Raw genomic sequence first — 18,672 nt, forward strand, 5'->3', positions numbered from 1 at the left:
CCCACCCGCCACCCCACACCGGAGGTTCCCTCTTGCATCTGCGCACCCTCGACGTCGCGATCGGCCAGGCCGGCGAACTCACCGAGGACTTCCTCGGCAACCTGGCCCGGCTCGTCGCCCTCGTCCGCACCGCCGCCGCCCCCGACGCGACCGGCGCCGTCCCCGACCTGGTGGTGCTGCCCGAACTGATCACCACCCCCTACTTCTGCACCAGCCACGACGTCGACCGCACCCCCTGGGCGCAGACCGTCCCCGGCGAGGCCACCACGCTGTTCGGCGACCTCGCCCGCGAACTCGGCTGCGCCGTCGCCTTCGGCATGTACGAGCGCACCGCGCACGACGTCACCCACAACTCCGTCGTCCTCGTCGACCGGGCGGGCGAGGTCGTCACCTGGCGTACCCCCGACGGCGGGGGAGTGCCCGCCTACCGCAAGCTCTCGCTGCCCGCGAGCAAGGTCGGCGGCGTCGACATCGACGAGAAGTACCACTTCGCACCCGGCCAGGCCCCGGCCACCGCCGACCTGTTCGGCACCCGCTTCGGCTGCGTGATCTGCTACGACCGCACCTTCCCCGAGAACTGGGCCGTCGCCCGTGCGCTCGGCGCCGAGGTGATGCTCGCGATCGTCTCGTCCCTCGGCACCCGCGAAGACCTGTTCCTCGCCGAGCTGCAGACCCGCGCCCTCGAATCGCAGATGTGGATCGTGGCCGCCAACCGGGCCGGGCCGGAAACCCTGAACGGCGTGACCGTCGACTACTTCGGCCTCTCGTGCGTCATCGCCCCGAACGGCGAGATCGTCGCGCAGGCACCCGCACACCGGGCGGGCGAGACGCTGCGCTTCACCCTCGACCTCGACGCCGTCCCGGCCGTGCGCGCCGCCTTCCCGCTGGCCCGCGACCGTCGCCCCGACGTGCTGCGCCTGCTCGCCGACCTCACCGCCGGCACCGTCCGGCCCGCGCCGCTGCCCCGGCCGAGCGCCCTACCGCTGGAGGTGAGCGGGTGACCACCACCGACTACCCCGACCTGACCGCCGCCGCGGCCACCACCGTCGACGACCTGCTCCCGCAGGCCCGCGCGGACATGGCACCCCTGCTCGAGACCTCCCGGCTCGCGCCGCTGCCGCCCGCACCCGACGCGCCGGCCGCCGAGCCCGCCCACTCCGTCGCGCTGCTCGCCGCGAGCCCCGTCCCGGTCCCGCCCGTCCCGGCCCCGGCGCACCGCGCGCGCATCGACGCGGCGCTGCACGACCTCGGCGTGCTCGACCTGCTCGCCGCCTACGCCGCCGGCACCACCACGCCCACCGCGGTGCTCGCCGCGCTGCGCGCCCGCTGGGCCGACCCGGCGCTCGTGGGCGGGGCGATCCTCGCCGTCGTCGACGGCGCTGACGAGGCCGCCGCCGACTCCGGCCGCCGCTGGCTGGGCGGCACCGCCCGCCCGCTCGAGGGCGTCTTCTTCGGCGTCAAGGACATCGTCGACGTCGCCGGCGCGCCCGTCACCGCGGGCTCGCACACCACCGGCGACCGCGTCGCCGGCACCGACGCGACGGCCGTCGCCCGGCTGCGGGCCGCCGGCGCCATCCCGGTCCTGATCACCGCGACCACCGAATTCGCCTGCGGCGCGCCGCACAACGCCCGCTACGGGGCCGTCACCAACCCGTGGGACCGCAGCCGCTGGACCGGCGGCTCGTCGACCGGCTCGGCCGGCGCCCTCGCCGCGCGCCTCGTCCCGCTCGCGCTCGGCACCGACACCGGCGGCTCGATCCGTGTGCCGAGCGCCCTGTGCAACCTCACCGGCATCAAGCCCACCTACGGGCTCGTCCCGCGCACGGGCGTGGCGTCGCTGTCGTGGACCCTCGATCACATCGGGCCGATGGCGCGCTCCGCCGCCGACCTGCGCGTCGCCCTCGACGTCCTTGCCGGACCCGACGGCCTCGACCCCGCCGCGGCCCCGGATGCGGTGGCGCGGCAGGTGCAGGCCGGCCTCGCCGAACCCGGCATGCCCGGCGCGCCGTCGCTGGCGGGCGTGCGGCTCGGCGTCCCCACCACGTGGTTCACCGAACTGTGCGACGCGGGCGTGCTGGCCGCGTGGGAGGCGGCCGTCGCCGCGCTGCGGGGCCTGGGCGCCGAGGTGGTGCCCGTCGACATCCCCGACGCCCACCGCCTGCACGACGACGTCACCATCGTGCTCACCTGCGAGCTCGCCGCCAACCAGGAGGGCGCGCTGGGGCGGTTCGCGCGGTACGACATCGGCACCCAGGTGCGCATCGCTCGCGGGCTGGTGCCGTCGGCGGTGGACTACCTGCGCTCGCTGCGGCGCCGCGCCGGCGCCCAGCGCGCGACGGTGCAGGCGTTCGACGCCGCCGGGATCGACGCGTTCGTCACCCCGGGCATCGGGGCGACGGCCGCGCGACTGTCCGACGTCACCGTCGAGATCGACGGCGTGCGCCACCCCATGCAGTCGATCGTCGGCCGCAACACCGGGCTGTTCGACTACCTCGGCCTGCCGGCGGTGATGGCCCCGGCCGGCTTCGTCGACGGCCTGCCCGTCGGCGTGCAGATCGTGGGCCGGCCGTGGGCCGACGACACGTGCCTGCGCCTGACGCAGGTGCTGCAGGCCGTCACCGACGTCCACGAGCGTCGCGCCGATGGATAGCGTTGCCGCACGGCATCATCCGCATCCGTGGCGGGTGTTCGCGGCCACCAGCGTCGGCGTGGTCGCGGTGTTCCTCAGCATCAGCGGCCTCACCGTCGCGCTGCCCACCGTCACCCGGGAGCTGGGGGCGTCGGCGGCGCAGTCGACGTGGATCCTGCTGGGCTACATGCTCGTCACCACCGCACTGATCCTCGTGTTCGGCCGGCTCGCTGACATCGTCGGCCGTCGCCCGCTGTATCTGGCGGGGCTGGCGGTGTTCACGGTCGCGACCGGGCTGTGCATGCTCGCGCCGTCCGCCGGCTGGCTGATCGCGGCGCGGGTGCTGCAGGGTGTGGGGGCGGCGGCTGTCGTCACCAACAACACGGCGCTGCTCACCGACACGTTCCCGCCGCACAGCTTGGGCCGTGCCCTCGGCTGGAACGCGACCGTCGCGGCTGTCGCGCAGGTCGTCGGGCCGGTGATCGGCGGTGCCGCGACGGCCGCGTTCGGCTGGCGCGGGCTGTTCGTCGTCGTACTGCCGGTGGGGGTGCTCGCGATCGCGTCGTCGCTGCTGGTGATCCCGCCCGGCGCACGGCGCCGCGTCGAGCGCGAACCGTTCGACCTGGCCGGGGCCGTGCTGTCGACCGCGCTGCTGACCGCCGTCGTGCTGGCGCTGACGCCGGGGGTGACGTCGTCGCCGTGGCTGCCGTGGGCGTGCGGGGCGGCGAGCCTGGTGCTCGGCGCGGTGTTCGCGGTGGTGCAGATCCGTCGCACCCACCCGCTGGTGGACCTGACGCTGTTCCGCAACCGCGGCATCGCGCTCGTCCTCGTCGCGGTGCTCGTCAACGCCGTCGCCACCTACGCGGTGACGCTGCTCGTGTCGCTGTACGGGCAGGCGGTGGGCGGGATCTCGGCCGTGGCCGCCGGGCTGCTGGTGATGCCCGTCGCGGTGGGCACCGTCGTCGCGGCCGCCGCCGCGGGCTCGCTCATGCTGCGCTTTACCCCGCGCGCGCTCACCGCAACGGGCATGGCGCTCAACGCCGTGGGCCTGCTCGGCGTCACCCTGACGCTCTCGCCCGACGGCGGGGCGCTGGGGGCGACGGCGCCGTTTCTGTTCGTCCTCGGCTGCGGCACCGGCCTGTTCATGACCCCGAGCACCAGTGCGCTGATGCTCACCGCGCCCGCGGAACGTCGCGGGATCGCCAACGGGTTGCGCTCGACGCTGCAGAACGTCGGCTACCTGCTCAGCACCGCGCTGGCGCTGGCCGTCGCGACCGTCGGGCTCAGCGCCACCGCGCGGCAGGCCGCGTACGGCGGCACCCTCGGCACGCTCGGCAGCGCCGAACTGGCGCGGTTCGTCGACAACGTCCGCGCGGTGGGTCTCGCGCTCACCGTCGTCGCCGCCGCGGGTGTCGCCGTGTGCCTGGCCTTCCCGCGTCGGCAGGTCTCCGCGCCCGCCGCCGTGCGTCCCCTCGAACCCGTCACGACCCTGAAGGACATCGCATGACCCTCGCCGACCGCACCGCCCAGGCGGCCGACTACGCCCGCGCCGGCTTCGGGCAGGAGCTTCAGCCCGGCACCCGCCCGGCCCTGATCGTCGTCGACCCGGCCCGCGCCTACGTCGACCCGGACTGCCCGCTCTACGCCGGGGTGGAGGAGAACGTCGCGGCGATGCGCACGCTGCTCGCCGACGCCCGCGCCGCCGGCATCCCCGTCGTGATCACCAAGGTGCGGCTGCGCGCCGACGGTGCCGACGCCGGGGTGTTCTTCAAGAAGTCGGGCACGCTCGTCGCGTTCTGCGAGGGCAGCCCGTACGGGGAGCTCATCGACGGCCTCGAGCCGACGTGTGCCGAGCTGCTCGTGACGAAGAAGTACGCGAGCGCGTTCTTCGGCACGTCGCTGAATTCGTACCTGACGTCGCTCGGGGTGGACACCGTCCTCATCGCCGGCCTGTCCACGAGCGGCTGCGTGCGCGCGACGACGCTGGACGCGATGCAGCACGGCTACATCCCCATCGTCGTGGAAGACGCCGTGGGCGACCGGGATCCGGCCATCCACCACTCGAACCTGTTCGACATGCAGCAGAAGATGGCCGAGGTCTGGCCGCTGTCACGCGCTCGACGGTACTTGAACGGTGCGTCCTTTGGGCTGCCTGAGCAGCCCAAAGGACACACCGGCGGCGGAGCCGCCTGCAGTTAACACGAACGAACCAACGGTGTTGCCGGTCGCAACACGGCACCCGATACATTCGAAGTCATCGACCGCATCGGCCGGCCCCGCAACGACGCGCCCCCGCCTCTCGTCGAACCTCCTCTTCCCCCTCCAGGAGAATTCATGCGCCCCTCCCTTCCCGGCCGCGCCGCGATCGCCGCGCTCACCCTCACCGCCGCCCTCGGTCTCGCCGCATGCAGCAGTTCCGGCTCCGGCGGCGGCGACGTCTCCGACGCCGACGTCGCCGCCGGCATCGAGTACGCCCGCGCCCAGCTCGCGAAGTACGCGGCCGACCCGGAGTTCACGCTCGAGGCCGAGCCCTTCCCGATGCGGAACATCGCCGGCAAGACCATCTTCGCGATCCCCACCAACAGCGAGAACCCCTACAACGTCGCCGTCGACGAGGAATCGAAGAAGGTCGCCGAACGCTACGGCGCCACCTGGATCGAATACACCAACCAGGGCCAGCCCGCCCAGTGGGCCACCGGCGTCGAACAGGCCGTCAACCAGAGGGTCGACCTGATCATCCTCTCCCAGGGCATCGACGCTTCCCTCATCAAACCGGCCCTCGAAAAGGCCGAGGCGGCAAACATTCCCGTCCTGCTCACCCACACCATCCTGCGCGGCGAGTCGCTGCCCGCCGGCCTCGAGGGCCTCGTCGACGCCACCACCGACGCCCCGCTCGCCGAGGCCAACCGCCTCACCGTCGACTGGATGATCGATCAGACCGACGGCGAGGGCAACGCCCTGATCATCACCTCCAACGAGGTCCCGCCCGCCAAGGCCGAGGTCGCGGCGATGGAGGACGAGATCGCGCAGTACTGCCCCCGGTGCGAATACAAGATCGTCAACGTGCCCGTCGCCGAGTGGGCCACCAAGATCCAGTCCGAGGTGCAGTCCGCCCTCTCCGCCGACCCCACCATCAACTTCGTCCTGCCCATCTACGATTCGATGTCGCTCTACGCCCAGTCCGGCATCAAGGCCGCCGGCAAGACCGGCCAGGTCGAGATCTCCTCCGTCAACGGCACCCCCGCCGTGCTCAAGATCCAGCAGGACGACGGCATCGTCACCATGAACGTCGGCGAATCCATCCCGTGGCTCGCCTGGGCCACCATGGACCAGGCCGGCCGCCTGCTCCTGGGCTACGACCCCGTCCCGAACGGTGCCCAGCTGACCCCGCTCAAGCTCATCACCGCCGACAACATCGACGAGACCGGCACCCCGCCCCAGCCCGACAAGGGCTACGGCACCGCCTACGTCACCGGCTACGAGGCCCTGTGGGGGTCCAGTGAGCAGCCCTGATCCCATCGTCAACATCGTCGGCCTGTCCAAGACCTTCGGCAGCCACACCGTCCTGAAGGACGTCGGCCTGACGATCCACGCCGGCGAGGTGCACGGCCTGCTCGGCGAGAACGGGTCCGGCAAGTCCACCCTCATCAAGGTCCTCGCCGGGTTCCACGCCCCCGACCCCGGCGCCGCCCTCCAGGTTCGCGGCCGAGACGTGACCCTGCCCGTCCCGGCCGGCGGATTCCGCGAACTCGGCATCAGCTTCGTCCACCAGGACCTCGCCCTCGTGCCCGACCTGTCGGTGGTGGAGAACCTGCGCGTCGGGCCCGTCGTCGCCGGCTCGAGGCCGTGGATCTCTTGGCGGCGCGAGAAGTCCACCGCCCGAGCCCTGTTCGACCGATTCGGCCTCGACGTCGACCCCGACGCGCCGGTGTCGAGCCTCGGCGAGACCGACCGCGCGCTCGTCGCGATCCTGCGGGCCGTGGAGGAACTCGGCGACCGCCGCACCCTCCTCGTCCTCGACGAGCCGACCGTGTTCCTGCCCCGCGAGGGCACCGACCTGCTGTTCTCCGTCGTCCGCGAGATCGTCGCCGACAAGAAGGCCGCGGTCCTGTTCGTCTCGCACGACCTCGACGAGGTGCTCGACCACACCGACCGCGTCACCGTCCTGCGCGACGGCGTCTCCCAGGGCACCCACCGCACCCGCGACCTCACCGCCGCCTCGCTCATCGACCTCATCGTCGGCCGCAGCCTCGACTCCGCCGACCCCCGCGTCGCCGGTCCCGTCCGCGACTTCGACGACGCGGCGCCGCTCGCCCGGATCGAGGAACTCGAGACCGCGACCGTCGACGGGATCGGCTTCGACGTGCGGCCCGGCGAGATCGTCGGGCTCACCGGCATCGCCGGCTCCGGCTACGACGACGTGCTGCCCGCCCTGTACGGGGCCCGACCGGCCCGCGGGGGACGGTTGACGATCGGCCCCGACACCGTTGCGCTGCAGACGATCACCCCGATCGACGCGCTCGACCGCAAGGTCGTGTACGTGCCGCCGGACCGCACGGTGGAGGGCAGCGCGCCGGAGCTGACCGTCGCCGAGAACGTCACGCTGCCGATCCTCGGCGGCGGACTGGTGAAACCGGGCGCGCTCAGGGCCGTCGCCGCGTCCCTCGCCGAACGCTGCGACGTGCGGCCCCGCGACCCGCAGGCCGTCTACGGTTCCCTCTCCGGCGGTAACCAGCAGAAGGCGCTGCTCGGCAAGTGGCTCCAGACCGACCCGGCGCTGGTGCTGCTCGCCGAACCCACCCAGGGCGTCGACATCGGTGCCCGCGCCCGCATCTTCGAGATGCTCCGCGAGACCGCGCGCGGGGGAGCGGGCATCGTCGTCGCCAGCTCCGACTACGAGCAGCTGTCGGTGCTGTGCGACCGCGTCCTCGTCTTCTCCCGCGGCCACGTCGTCGCCGAACTCACCGGCGACCACCTTTCCAAGCACCACATCTCGGACAGCGTCCTCGGCCTGACCCGACAGGAAGTGAAAGCCTGATGTCCGTCACCCTCGACAAGACCACCACCACGAAAACCCCCGCACCTGTGGCGGACTCGGCCCGGCCGCGCGTCGCGCTCGGCCCGCTGGTCGAGCAGTACGCGCTCGTGCTGGCCCTCGTCGCCGTCGTGCTCGTGTTCAGCGCGCTGCGCCCCGAGATCTACCCGACCGCGAACAACCTGCAGAACATCCTCGGCTCCCAGGCCGTGCTGCTCATCCTCGCGCTCGGGCTGATCGTGCCGCTCACCGCCGGCGAGTTCGACCTCTCGGCCGTGTCCACCATGTCCCTCGCCGCGATGACCATCGCGGTGCTCAACGTCCAGCAGGGCTGGTCGCTGCTGCCGGCCATCGCCGTCGCCGTGCTTGTCGCGCTGTTCGTCGGCGTCGTGAACGCCGTGCTCGTCGTCCGGCTGCACATCGACTCGTTCATCGCGACGCTCGGCAGCGGCACGGTCGTCCTCGGCGTGATGCAGTGGATCTCCGATTCCACCTCGGTCACCGGCATCGACGCCGCGCTCGTCGACGCGACCATCGGCACCCGCCTGTTCGGGGTGTCGCTGCAGTTCTACTACGCCCTCGCCCTCGTCCTGCTCACCGCGGTGATCTTCCAGTACACGCCGATCGGGCGGCGGCTGCTGTTCGTCGGGCGCGGCCCGCAGGTCGCGCGGCTCAGCGGCCTGCACGTCGACCGCATCCGCGGTGGCGCGCTCGTCACCTCCGCGCTCGTCGCGGCCCTGGCCGGCATCGTCTACGCCGGCATGCTCGGCGGCGCCGACCCGTCGTCCGGCCAGTCGTTCATGCTGCCGGCTTTCGCCGCCGCATTCCTGGGCGCCACCGCGATCGTGCCCGGCCGCTTCAACGCCTTCGGCACCCTCGTCGCGGTGTACTTCCTCGTCGCCGGGGTCGTCGGGCTGCAAATGCTCGGCGTCGCCAGCTTCGTCCAGCAACTGTTCTACGGCGGCGCACTCGTCGTCGCCGTCGCCCTCTCCGGTGCGGTCCGTCGTCGCACCGCCTCCCGATCCGCGCGCTGAGCGCCCGACCGAAGGACACCCGCCATGAAGACCACCGTCGTCGCCGGCAACCCCAAGCCCGGCTCCCGCACCCTCGACGCCGCCGCCCTCCTGGCCACCGAACTCACCGGCTCGGCACCGGACCACGTCGTCGATGTGGCCACCCTCGGATCAGGCCTGCTCGGCTGGGGCGACGACGCCGTCAAGGCGGCGGTGGACACCGTCGCCGCCTCGGACCTCGTGGTCGTCGCCAGCCCCACGTTCAAGGCCACCTACACCGGGATCCTCAAGCTGTTCCTCGACCAGTTCGCCACCGGTGACGGCCTGCGCGACGTCACCGCCGTGCCGCTCATGCTCGGCGCCGGCCCGGCCCACGCCATGGCCCCGGACCTGCTGCTCAAGCCGGTGCTCGTCGAACTCGGCGCCACCACCCCGGCGCCGGGTCTGTACCTGCTCGACTCCACCTACACCACCGACACGCGGATCGCGGACTACGCCGAGCGCTGGGCGCCGGTCCTGCGCTCCACTCTCCGGACGGAGGCCCGATGACCACCCTGACCCTCGACGGCGCCGCGCTGCGCCGCGCCTTCGCCCACGTCCCGTCCGGGGTCGTCGCGATCTGCGCCGACACCGGCACCGAACGCCTCGGCATGGCCGCCAGCACGTTCGTGCCGGTGTCGTTGGATCCGCCGCTGGTGGCGTTCTGCGTGCAGAACATCTCCACCACGTGGCCGAAGCTCGCGGCGCGGCCGCGACTGGGCATCAGCGTCCTGAACTCCGACGGTGCCGCCCGCGTGCTCGCGGCCAAGGACGGCGACCGGTTCGCCGGCATCGACACCGAAACCCGGGACGGGGGAGCGCTGTTCGTCGCCGGCTGTAGCGTCCGGCTGGACGTGTCGATCGAGCAGCAGATTCCCGCGGGCGACCACGCCATCGTCGTGCTGCGGGTCCACGAACTGCACTGCGACGACTCCGGCACCGAGCCGATCGTGTTCCACCGCAGCGCCTTCCGCAGGCTGGTGGCGTCGTGAGCCGGATGGAGGCGGCGCTGGCCGTACTGCGCGCGGGGCGGCCCGTCCTCGTCGCCGACGACGCCGACCGCGAGAACGAGGGCGACGTGATCCTCGCCGCCCACCACGCCACCCCGGAGTGGATCGCGTGGACCGTGCGGCACACCTCGGGCCTGCTGTGCGCGCCGATGACCGGCGCCCGCGCCGACGCCCTGGACCTGCCGGCGATGGTGACCGACAACCAGGACCCCAAGCAGACCGCCTATACGGTGACCGTCGACGCCGCGCGCGGGGTGAGCACCGGCATCAGCGCCGCCGACCGCGCCACCACGCTGCGGGTGCTCGCCGACCCCACCGCCACCGCCCGGGACCTGATCCGGCCCGGGCACATCCTGCCGCTGCGCGCCCGGCCCGGCGGGGTGCTCGAACGTCCCGGCCACACCGAGGCCGCCGTCGACCTGTGCGCGCTCGCCGGCCTGCCGCAGGTCGGGGTGATCGCCGAGCTCGTCGCCGACGACGGGTCCATGATGCGTATGCCCGGCATCGAGGACCTCGGTGCCCGGCACGACCTGCCCGTCCTCACCGTCGCGGAGCTGATCAACTACCGCGCCGCGCACCCGCTGCCCGCAGGCGTGGTGCCGGCCGGGCGGGTGAGCCGCGCCGACGAGACCGTGATGCCGACTCGGTTCGGCACCTTCCGTGCCGTCGGCTACCTGGACCGGCACACCGGCGCCGAGCATCTGGCGCTGCTCGCCGGCGACCCGGTCGACGGCGCGCTGGTGCGGGTGCATTCGGAGTGCCTGACCGGCGAGTCGTTCGCCTCCCAGCGCTGCGAGTGCGGCCCGCAGCTCGACGCCGCCCTCGAGCGTCTCGCCCACGAGGGCGGGGTGCTGGTGTATCTGCGCGGGCACGAGGGCCGTGGCATCGGACTGCTGAAGAAGCTGGCCGCCTACCGGCTGCAGGACGGCGGCCTGGACACCGTACAGGCCAATCTGGAACTGGACGAACCCGCCGACGGCCGCGAATACGGCGGTGCCGCCGCGATCCTGCACGACCTCGGTGTGCGGTCGGTGCGGCTGCTCACCAACAACCCGGCCAAGATCGCCGGCCTCGAGGACAACGGCATCGTGGTGTCGGGGCGGGTGCCGCTGCACGTGGGCAGTGCCCCGGCGAACGTGCGGTATCTGGAGACGAAGCGGCGGCGGATGGGGCATCTGCCGCCCGCGGCGGAGGGGTGAGTCGCGCCTGCCTCGGCGCAAGTGAAACCGTCAATTCGTTAGTCTACAGTAACTCCAACTCAGACGGACCGGTCGGATCTCGTTCAGGTGATTGTAGGACTTCGCAGATCCATAACGAGTTCACGTCGAATACGGTCGTGAAGAATAGTACGAGATTCCTCGGCATCCGTTTCGCCTTCGTCGGTGCTCGAAGCCCGACCCATGACGACATCGAACCAAGCTGCTCGATCCTTCACGACACGGAACATCTTCTCGTCGTGGGTTCCGGCAAGGTACGGCTCGTAGACCTGAATCTTCTCGCCCACGCTTTCGGCGTACGAACCGATCCGATCGAGACGACCGGTGCGTTGTTCGAGCTTGCTGGGATTCCAGTCCAGGTCGTGGTGAATCACGTGCCGGCACTCGTGGTGCAGGTCGATGCCTTCTCCCATCACCGAGCTTGCTATGAGGATGTCCGGCGCGAACGGGGTGTTGAAGACAGCGATCAGTCGTTCACGATCTTCGCGTCGCGTACCTCCGTACGCGCGACGCACCTGGGCGAGGCTCGCGCCGCGCCCCTCTTGCGTTGTCGAGCGATCGTGCTCGCCGACGAGATTCGAGAGTGTCTTCTGGCGTTCGATGTCTGTCGTGGACGCGAGACGAGCCGCGAAAGCGGTCCATCGATCCAGCAGAGCGACCCCGGCCGGATTCGCGCCGGCGAGACCATCGAGGACCGTCGTGCTGTCCATCTCACGGGCGATGTGGGTGTAACGGATGAGATTGGCCGGAGTCCGCAGGTTGCGGATCGCGATGACTGCCAATTGCTCTGCAAGGTCGGTGTCATTTGTCGCGGCGTCGACCAACTTGACCAAATGACTGTGGATGGTCCGGTGCGAGGTGCCGGTGGAATCGAACATGCGTCGGGAAATCCGGCTGAGCTCGGTCAAAGCCTGCGTGCGTGGGACACCGAGCAGGTCCGCTGCGCGAGTCTCGACCAGATCGTCCACTCGCCGACGCAGAGCATCGCGGAGCGCCTCTGTAGTCCGGATGTACCAGCAGAAGATCAGGCACTTCTCGCCGGCCATCCACAAGGCGGATGCTCGTTCGACTGTCGCATCCACCTTGGGATGTCGTTGCCGCCGCTCCGCCGTTGCAAGGACATCGGAGATGTACCGGTGGTACCAATCGGCTGCAGTCGACGTCGAGTGGCTAGGTGTTTCGCCGGCTGGTTCTTCCGTGTCAGAGTCGAGAGGACTACTGCCTGTCTCCAGCCGAAGGTATGTCTCGTACGACGATGCGATGCCGTACGCGAACAACGGACGAGGGGCGCCTTCCCCGGACGCGATTGCCTGGGCGCGTGCCGCGAGGAGAAACGGCATCGCATCCTCGTCACGGATGGGAAGTCCGCCGGTGATGTCCGTGGCGTCGGGAAGAATGGCAGCTCCGCACAGATAGTCGCGCCGGTGTGGCCGTTGATGCCGGATCAGCCATGGCTGGAGGTGGTCGTGCATGTGCTGTCGTGCGCGAACGGTGAGCTGAGCATCCCTCCAAGCGCGCACCACATGGGCGTCGAGCGACGTATCCGGTGTCGACTCCGGGGACCAGGAATCGAATGCAGGCAAATCTTCCTCGTTGATCTTCGACCACGACTCGTCGAAGCGGACCGCCGACCCCTGTGCGTCGTAAAGTGCATTCCCCAAGTCTGCGAGTCGTTGGTTCAGTGTCTGCGCGGGCATCGGCTGGAGGGGGCGAACAGCTTCGAGCCGGTGCAGGACGTTGACCAGCTCGTTGTGGCCCAGCTCGAAGGGCGTCGCTGTGAGGAGCAGAATTCGGTCGAAGATCCCGTAGAGCGCCCCGTCGGTCGGATGATCGGGAAGTGGCGAGAACAGTCGACTGATGCGCGTGTGGTCGTTCTTCAGCGCATGGGCCTCGTCGACGATGAGTAGTGGAAGACGGATGTTCGCCTGCGTAAGAGCCTGTTTCCAAACGAGTTGCGTGGCATCGTTCAGTGCGGTTCGTGCCGCCTTCAACCTCTTCTTCAATCCGAGTGATCGCCGCGCAGGAAGTTCTCGCACTACCTCCCACACAGCGTCCAGATCGAGCTCGCTCGAGACATCGTCGAGTGCATGTGGAACGGGGTCGTCTCCGAGGTCCTCGCCGGTGAGGTCGAGCCACTCCTTCTGCCACGTCGACGTCGGGCTCGACAGAAGCCGCGCGACGCGCTCGGGAGTGAACCGAGTGTCCGGGATCAGTCCATGGGACTGTTCCGACCACCTGGCAATACGCGCGCGTACATCGCTCGCCCCGCGTCGGTTACGGACGGCATAGGAGAGCAAGGCGAGCTGGATGAAGCGATCCTTCAACGAAGTTGTCAGGGCTCCGTGAGTAACGACTACAAGATGTTTGCGGCGATACGCGGGGTCGTCGAGCAGCCTGAGGAAATCCTCTCCACTTCGGATCGGGGCATCGACACACCGGATCTTCCGAGCGGATGGCTCGAGTAATGCCTCACGGAACTTGTTCCATTCGTCCACCCATTTCTGAGCAACGCGTGCGGGGACGAACGCAACGACCTGCTGTGACGTGTTCTTTCTCAAGATCTCGGTGACCGCGACGGCGAGTGCGACGTAGGTTTTCCCCATTCCGACCTGATCCGCGAGGATTACGCCCTCTTGCGTCTGGAGTCGTCTCAGGATGTCCTCGGCGGTCCGTCGCTGCCTTTCCCAGTCGTCTGCGAAGTGGTTGTCGAGTGAGCGGCGGAGGTGCTTGCTCAGAAGTTCAGACATGCCCGTGCTTCCTTCGATGCGCTGTCGCTGTACTCCGCTATTTCCCCTCCGTGAACGAGTACGTGGGCGCGGAGCTGATCGAGATCGTCGAGTACCTGGCGGACGAGACGACGACCATCGGCAAGGTCGATATGGGCACATACAGCCGACCACGGAATTCGCGAGACGGACAGGGCAATCTCTGCAAGGGTGAACAGCGACTCTGCACTGCTCAGGTGACCGGCTGCCGCATCCTTGACGACCTTCGTCGCCAAAAAACGCGGGCCCAGCGGTCCTGACAACCGTGCTGCGAGCATCTCTGTGGTGACCACCGGGCGGGAGAGCCGTCGCTCGAAAGCGGTGAGTGCCGCGCCGAGCGACCGCCCGCGTCGCATCAGGGTACTGAGCGAATCGAAGCGTTTCAGCGGATCGATGACCGCGACGGGGGCGCCAGCCTTCGCAATGCCCTGTTCTTGCAGCTCTCGTACAATCTGAGTGACCGAGCGACCCGACGAGAGGGCAGCAAACAGGTGGGAGGACAGCAGATCCTTAAGGCCGAATCCGGGGGGCAATGCATGACGATCATCGACGAGTACCGCCCATGTCGAGGTGTTGCCTGTCCACTGAACGTCGACAAACAACGGAATTTGTTCCTCTCCCACAGCGAAGGAGAACCGACCCGGCCGCCCCTCGAATTTCCATCTCTCAGAATCGAGAATTGTGGTCCCCGTGGGCATTCGGATTCCCCATTTGTCCGGACCTGGTTCCGAGGTTAGCGAGATCGTCAGCTTCCAGCCTCGATGATCAGAGCTCAGGCGGCAGGTCCCGAAAAATGCGGGCAGTGCGACGATCTCGCCGACGTCCTCATCATCATCGTCGGGAGCTTCGAACGGAATATCCGCCGCGAGCTCCTTGCCGTGAGGGATCAACCCTGACAGAGCCTTACCTTCTTTGCTGTCCAGGGATGCGCCGAGCCAGACATTGAGTTCGCGGTGACGACGAGGTCCTTTGAGGCCCAGGCCCGCTTCGGTGTGATTGGAACTGCCGACCATCACGGCGATCCACGCCTTGCTGTATAGAACGAGGCATTTGGCGTGGAGTCGCCTGATCTCCTTGTCCAACGGGCCGAGCTGCACTACGGAGTCCACGTACTTCTCGGTAAGGAACTGTGGCGGGAACGTTGTCTCACCGGTCGGGCCGAGTACGACAGCAACATCGTGATGCCGTGCCGATGGCGGACGTCCGGTTAGTAGCTCACGGACCGTGGTCAGAACAGTGGGCGAGGCCGAATCCCAGTATGCAGAGACATGCGTGGCCCTCAGTGGCCGGCTGCCTCTCCACACCGACTCGAAGGCGTCCAAAGGGCGAACTGCCGTATTGGTGGGAGCGATCGACACCGCTACGGAAGACGACGTACTTGATTGAGCGGCGATACGACCTCGGAATTCATCGATCAGCGCGACGGCACGTTGTCGCGCGGGGACGTCACCGGTGAGGCCGGGAACGAGCTCGAGATAGGACTGCAGCTCATCTGCGAGGGACTGCAGTACGTTCGCGGGAAACAGACAGCGAGGTCCGAGATCTGCTGCCAGCGCCATTTCGATGTTCCGGCGGTACCCGGCATCAGTGAGATTCGCCGAACCGATCACGACCCGGGTTGCGTGCTCCCACAGGAGTACGACCACTTTGGAATGGAGAAGCCCGCCGTCGACATGACAGTGGAGGACATCCCACCGAAGACTCGATCGTTCCGACTGAGTGTGCCGATCGGCGAGCACGGTTACGGTCGTCGACCGCAAACCCTCTTCGAGCTCGAGCCGTGCAACAAGATCGTCGACCGAGCCGGTGTCCTCGTCGACACTCTCCACCGCGAGAAACCTAGCGAGGCAGTTTCGTTCGAAGAAGTCGGGTTCGAGGGTGAAAGTCGTGGCAATCACGGCGACGGGTTCACCGGCGCCGGTGGGTGCCTGCCAATGGTCGAGTAACGGTGAGGTCTTCGTCTGCTCTTTCACATGGTCTCCCGAACGAATGTGGCGAGCGTGTTGACCCGCATCGGGTGGGTCCAGTACGCGTTGTCGAGCTCCAGACTCTGGTTTCGGTAGGGTGGTCGGACAACCCATCGGTTGTTGAGGTGATCGAGCCACATCCGCTTGTGCTTGGCGTCCTGCACCTCTTGGTGTCGAAGGATCAATGAAGTGACGAACTCCGAAGGGGTGAGCTTGCGGTCGAAGCGGGACAGAACCTGGGAGACATCGCTCGCCAACTGCTCATCGAGCGCGGCTACCGCTTCGATGGCCCGAGCCGTAAGCTCCTCGAGCTGCGCAGCCGTGTCTGCGATGAGCGGAGTTTCACAGCCTTGCTCCACGGAAAAAGCCCCGCCGAGGCTTGCGGCGTAGGCGAGCAATCGTCGATACGCATATTCGATTGCAGTAGCGCACCGTTCGAACTTGATTACAGCGTCCAAGGCGACTCGTGTAGGTGCTGATGCGCGCGGCAGCAGATTCTCGACAACTACCTGCTGGGGTGCGTCCGACGCTGGCATGTCGGTACGCAGTAGCGCGGCAAGCTCGTCGTGAATCGGGTGCCCAGTGGCGGTTACCAAGTTTCTCAGTTCGGCACGTTCCCGTGCGCGAACTCCGCCAGGCGCGAGAATCCCCGCGAGGCGTCGCATCAACCATCCGGTCGGGGGCGCCACGCTGTGGTTCGCGGCGAGCGCGCGCTGTACCTCACGCTCGATCTCGCGACGAAGCTTGTCGCCATCCGACCGATAAGCACCGTCGATGAACCCCGATACGTCGTGGTCGATCTCCCATGCGCGGACGAGGCGATAGGCAGCCTCGCTCGGAAGCCCTTCCTTGGTGAGAACTTCCGACGCGACAGAAAATGGCCTGTACACGCCCGTGAATCCGAATACCCGAGGTCCGGACAGGTATGTCGAAGGGCCCAGTCTTTCCTTGGCTCTTTGTGCTCGCCGTGCTTTCTGGATGCCGGGAAGTCCGCGGATAGCGTCTGGGTCTGCGTGGCGTACCAGAGCTTCGACGAGGATCCACTCGAAGGCAATGTCCGGCCTGGTCTTGCCGTCCGACGAGACCACGTCCACAAGCTGCTGACAAGCAAACGCGCCTACCCCTGCAAGAGTCACGAACCGCGGTTGGGCCATACGTGCTCGCAAGGCCGGGACGAGGTGGTGCGCGATTCGCTCGGCGACAGAGCCCAGCCCGAGCGGATCGAGACTGCCCTCGCCTTCGGCGCCGGGATCGTATTGGGAGAAATGGGGGAGCTGGTCGAGAAGTGTCACGACTGTCGTCGGCCCTCGTCGTGGAGGGTGGGGAGACGCCACCTGTGCTTCCCTGTGTCGCTGTACACGCGTCCTCGCAGTTCCCTCCGCCGGGTGCATCCCCCAAAGCAACCAGACCAGTTGTAGTGCTTTGTTCGAGAAACTAGATCGCCGGCTCGCCGCGATTCGTTTCACATCCGCCAAAATGTGGCTCTTCGCAGTTAGCAGTGGCATTGATGCCGGCTGGGTGTGCTCCGCCGGGAGCGGCGGGTGCAGGCCCACCGTACCCGGCGCCGCTGGTTGTCGGGATTGCGGAACCCGAACGCGATCCGCCCGACGTGCTTGACGATCCGGTTGTAGCCTTCGCTGCGCGCGTTCGACAGGCCGGTCTCGATGGCCCGGACGATCGGGTCCTGCCAGGTCTCGACGGTGCGGGCCAGCGCGGTGACCTCGGGCACCGAACACGCGGCGCAGAACTTGTAGAACCGATACAGCGCGGCTCGGATCTCGTGGCGCAGCCCACCACGGGCGGTGCAGGACAGCAGGTCCCGCAGGAGCTCTTTGGCGATCCAGGCGGCGGCGATTTCCTCGCTGGGGTCGGCGGCGAGCAGCCTGGTGAACAGGCTGGTGCGCTGCTCGGTCGTGAGGGTCTCGGCGCCGCGCAGCAGCCGTCGGCGGTTGATCCACTCGACATCGGACGTGCGGCCGCGCCGGCCCCGCTGGGTCTGGGTGACCCGCCGGCGCACCGCCCGGGCGACCTCGTTGGCCTTCTTGACCAGGTGGAACCGGTCGACGACCAACTCGGCGTTTGGCAGCGCCTCCCGCACCGCCTTGGCGTACACGCTCGTCAGGTCGATGGTGACGTGGGTGATCTGCTGTCGCCACTGCTCGTCGCGTGCGTGCAGCCAGTCGAGCACCGTCGCCGCGCTGCGGCCGTTGACCTGGGCGAGCAGGCCCTGGTCGCCGGCGACGTCGACCAGGCCGGTGTCCCATCGGTCCACCCACCGCCGGGTTCCGGTGACCGGGTCGGTCTCCCACTTCGCCTTGCCGCGGCGGGTCTCGTCGATACCGAGCACCCGCACCGGGCCCGGCTCGTCGTCGAGGACGGTGTCGGCGACGGTGACGATCCGATCGTGGACGGTGTGCCAGCCGCACCGGTACTCGGCGGCGACGGCGGCCACCGAGCGGTCGTCGTCGAGGACGGCCGCGGCCATCATCGTCTTCGCCCGCGGGGTGACCCGGCTGCGGGGCGGGATGCCCGGCACCGACTCGGTGAACACCTTCCGCTCGCAGGAGGTGTTGGTGCACACCCATTTCCGCTTGTTCCATTCGAGCCGGGGGCGGTCGGGGCCGACCTGCACATCGCGGGGCGGGTGGTGACCCAGCCCTTCGACCGTGTCGATTTCTGCCCGCACTGCGGGCACACCCCGACCCACCGGGGGTCGGTGCCGAGCCGGACGATCCGACTGCCGTCGTCGACGCGCCGCACCGATTCGACGACGACGCCGTCGAGATCGAGCAGCAGTGAACTACCGTGGAGCATGCCCGCGTTCCTTGCTGGTCTGGTTGCCTGAAGAACACCCAGCTCACAAGGGCGCGGGCCCTTTTTCAATCACCGACACGGCACGGTCGGACAACACCACGCCCCTACCAACTGCGAAGAGCCCCAAATGTGAGCGCAGTTGCTGGGCGCGGTTGATCATTAGCAATGCGGTCCAGAGGAGAC

Annotated in this window: 13 protein-coding genes and 1 pseudogene; 10 read left to right on the plus strand and 4 right to left on the minus strand. The window is 68.7% G+C overall.

The features are described 5' to 3' along the window. The first annotated feature begins 32 nt into the window (after positions 1 to 32). From ISO16_RS27110 to ISO16_RS27155, 10 genes are all read left to right on the plus strand, one after another. A complete protein-coding gene (locus ISO16_RS27110; protein WP_072634907.1) occupies positions 33 to 1,001 on the plus strand; it encodes a carbon-nitrogen hydrolase family protein in 969 nt (322 codons plus the stop codon). Further along, positions 998 to 2,650, plus strand: a complete 1,653-nt coding sequence (locus ISO16_RS27115; RefSeq protein ID WP_072634908.1) for an amidase — start codon at positions 998 to 1,000, stop codon at positions 2,648 to 2,650. Before ISO16_RS27110 ends, ISO16_RS27115 begins: the two co-directional genes overlap by 4 nt. Next, positions 2,643 to 4,136, plus strand: a complete 1,494-nt coding sequence (locus ISO16_RS27120) for an MFS transporter (protein WP_072634909.1) — start codon at positions 2,643 to 2,645, stop codon at positions 4,134 to 4,136. The genes ISO16_RS27115 and ISO16_RS27120 overlap by 8 nt, the downstream gene beginning before the upstream one ends. Continuing rightward, on the plus strand, positions 4,133 to 4,828 hold the full coding sequence (locus ISO16_RS27125; RefSeq protein WP_072634910.1) for an isochorismatase family protein: 696 nt from the start codon (positions 4,133 to 4,135) through the stop codon (positions 4,826 to 4,828). The genes ISO16_RS27120 and ISO16_RS27125 overlap by 4 nt, the downstream gene beginning before the upstream one ends. A gap of 135 nt (positions 4,829 to 4,963) precedes the next feature. Beyond that, entirely contained in the window at positions 4,964 to 6,142 is a 1,179-nt protein-coding gene (locus ISO16_RS27130; RefSeq protein WP_072634911.1) for a sugar ABC transporter substrate-binding protein, read from the plus strand. Continuing rightward, on the plus strand, positions 6,129 to 7,667 hold the full coding sequence (locus ISO16_RS27135) for a sugar ABC transporter ATP-binding protein (protein WP_072634912.1): 1,539 nt from the start codon (positions 6,129 to 6,131) through the stop codon (positions 7,665 to 7,667). The genes ISO16_RS27130 and ISO16_RS27135 overlap by 14 nt, the downstream gene beginning before the upstream one ends. Next, a complete protein-coding gene (locus tag ISO16_RS27140) occupies positions 7,667 to 8,698 on the plus strand; it encodes an ABC transporter permease (RefSeq protein ID WP_072634913.1) in 1,032 nt (343 codons plus the stop codon). Before ISO16_RS27135 ends, ISO16_RS27140 begins: the two co-directional genes overlap by 1 nt. Positions 8,699 to 8,722: 24 nt before the next feature. Next, positions 8,723 to 9,226: an NADPH-dependent FMN reductase gene (locus tag ISO16_RS27145; RefSeq protein WP_075288598.1), complete on the plus strand. Its 504-nt coding sequence runs from the start codon at positions 8,723 to 8,725 to the stop codon at positions 9,224 to 9,226. Then, a complete protein-coding gene (locus ISO16_RS27150; RefSeq protein ID WP_072634914.1) occupies positions 9,223 to 9,708 on the plus strand; it encodes a flavin reductase family protein in 486 nt (161 codons plus the stop codon). The genes ISO16_RS27145 and ISO16_RS27150 overlap by 4 nt, the downstream gene beginning before the upstream one ends. Positions 9,709 to 9,713: 5 nt before the next feature. Further along, on the plus strand, positions 9,714 to 10,925 hold the full coding sequence (locus ISO16_RS27155; protein ID WP_072634915.1) for a bifunctional 3,4-dihydroxy-2-butanone-4-phosphate synthase/GTP cyclohydrolase II: 1,212 nt from the start codon (positions 9,714 to 9,716) through the stop codon (positions 10,923 to 10,925). Between the two features lie 83 nt (positions 10,926 to 11,008). On the opposite strand, the gene ISO16_RS27160 is transcribed toward ISO16_RS27155, so the two are convergent. From ISO16_RS27160 to ISO16_RS27175, 4 genes and pseudogenes are all read right to left on the minus strand, one after another. Next, positions 11,009 to 13,690 (minus strand): helicase-related protein, encoded by a 2,682-nt coding sequence (locus ISO16_RS27160; RefSeq protein ID WP_072634916.1) that lies wholly within the window; start codon positions 13,688 to 13,690, stop codon positions 11,009 to 11,011. Next, positions 13,675 to 15,681 carry a hypothetical protein gene (locus tag ISO16_RS27165; protein ID WP_170914065.1) on the minus strand — a complete coding sequence of 669 codons (2,007 nt, stop codon included), beginning with the start codon at positions 15,679 to 15,681 and terminating at the stop codon, positions 13,675 to 13,677. Before ISO16_RS27165 ends, ISO16_RS27160 begins: the two co-directional genes overlap by 16 nt. Then, entirely contained in the window at positions 15,678 to 16,967 is a 1,290-nt protein-coding gene (locus ISO16_RS27170; protein WP_139310995.1) for a hypothetical protein, read from the minus strand. The genes ISO16_RS27165 and ISO16_RS27170 overlap by 4 nt, the downstream gene beginning before the upstream one ends. Before the next feature lie 200 nt (positions 16,968 to 17,167). Beyond that, positions 17,168 to 18,536 (minus strand): annotated as a pseudogene (locus tag ISO16_RS27175) (ISL3 family transposase). Positions 18,537 to 18,672: the final 136 nt, after the last annotated feature.

This window comes from Rhodococcus sp. M8, from assembly GCF_015654185.1.
Taxonomy (GTDB): domain Bacteria; phylum Actinomycetota; class Actinomycetes; order Mycobacteriales; family Mycobacteriaceae; genus Rhodococcus; species Rhodococcus aetherivorans.

Coding starts and splice junctions, on each gene's coding strand:
- ISO16_RS27120 (WP_072634909.1), top strand. CDS start 2,643: ATGGATAGCGTTGCCGCACGGCATCATCCGCATCCGTGGCGGGTGTTC.
- ISO16_RS27125 (WP_072634910.1), top strand. CDS start 4,133: ATGACCCTCGCCGACCGCACCGCCCAGGCGGCCGACTACGCCCGCGCC.
- ISO16_RS27130 (WP_072634911.1), top strand. CDS start 4,964: ATGCGCCCCTCCCTTCCCGGCCGCGCCGCGATCGCCGCGCTCACCCTC.
- ISO16_RS27140 (WP_072634913.1), top strand. CDS start 7,667: ATGTCCGTCACCCTCGACAAGACCACCACCACGAAAACCCCCGCACCT.
- ISO16_RS27145 (WP_075288598.1), top strand. CDS start 8,723: ATGAAGACCACCGTCGTCGCCGGCAACCCCAAGCCCGGCTCCCGCACC.
- ISO16_RS27150 (WP_072634914.1), top strand. CDS start 9,223: ATGACCACCCTGACCCTCGACGGCGCCGCGCTGCGCCGCGCCTTCGCC.
- ISO16_RS27155 (WP_072634915.1), top strand. CDS start 9,714: ATGGAGGCGGCGCTGGCCGTACTGCGCGCGGGGCGGCCCGTCCTCGTC.
- ISO16_RS27160 (WP_072634916.1), bottom strand. CDS start 13,690: ATGTCTGAACTTCTGAGCAAGCACCTCCGCCGCTCACTCGACAACCAC.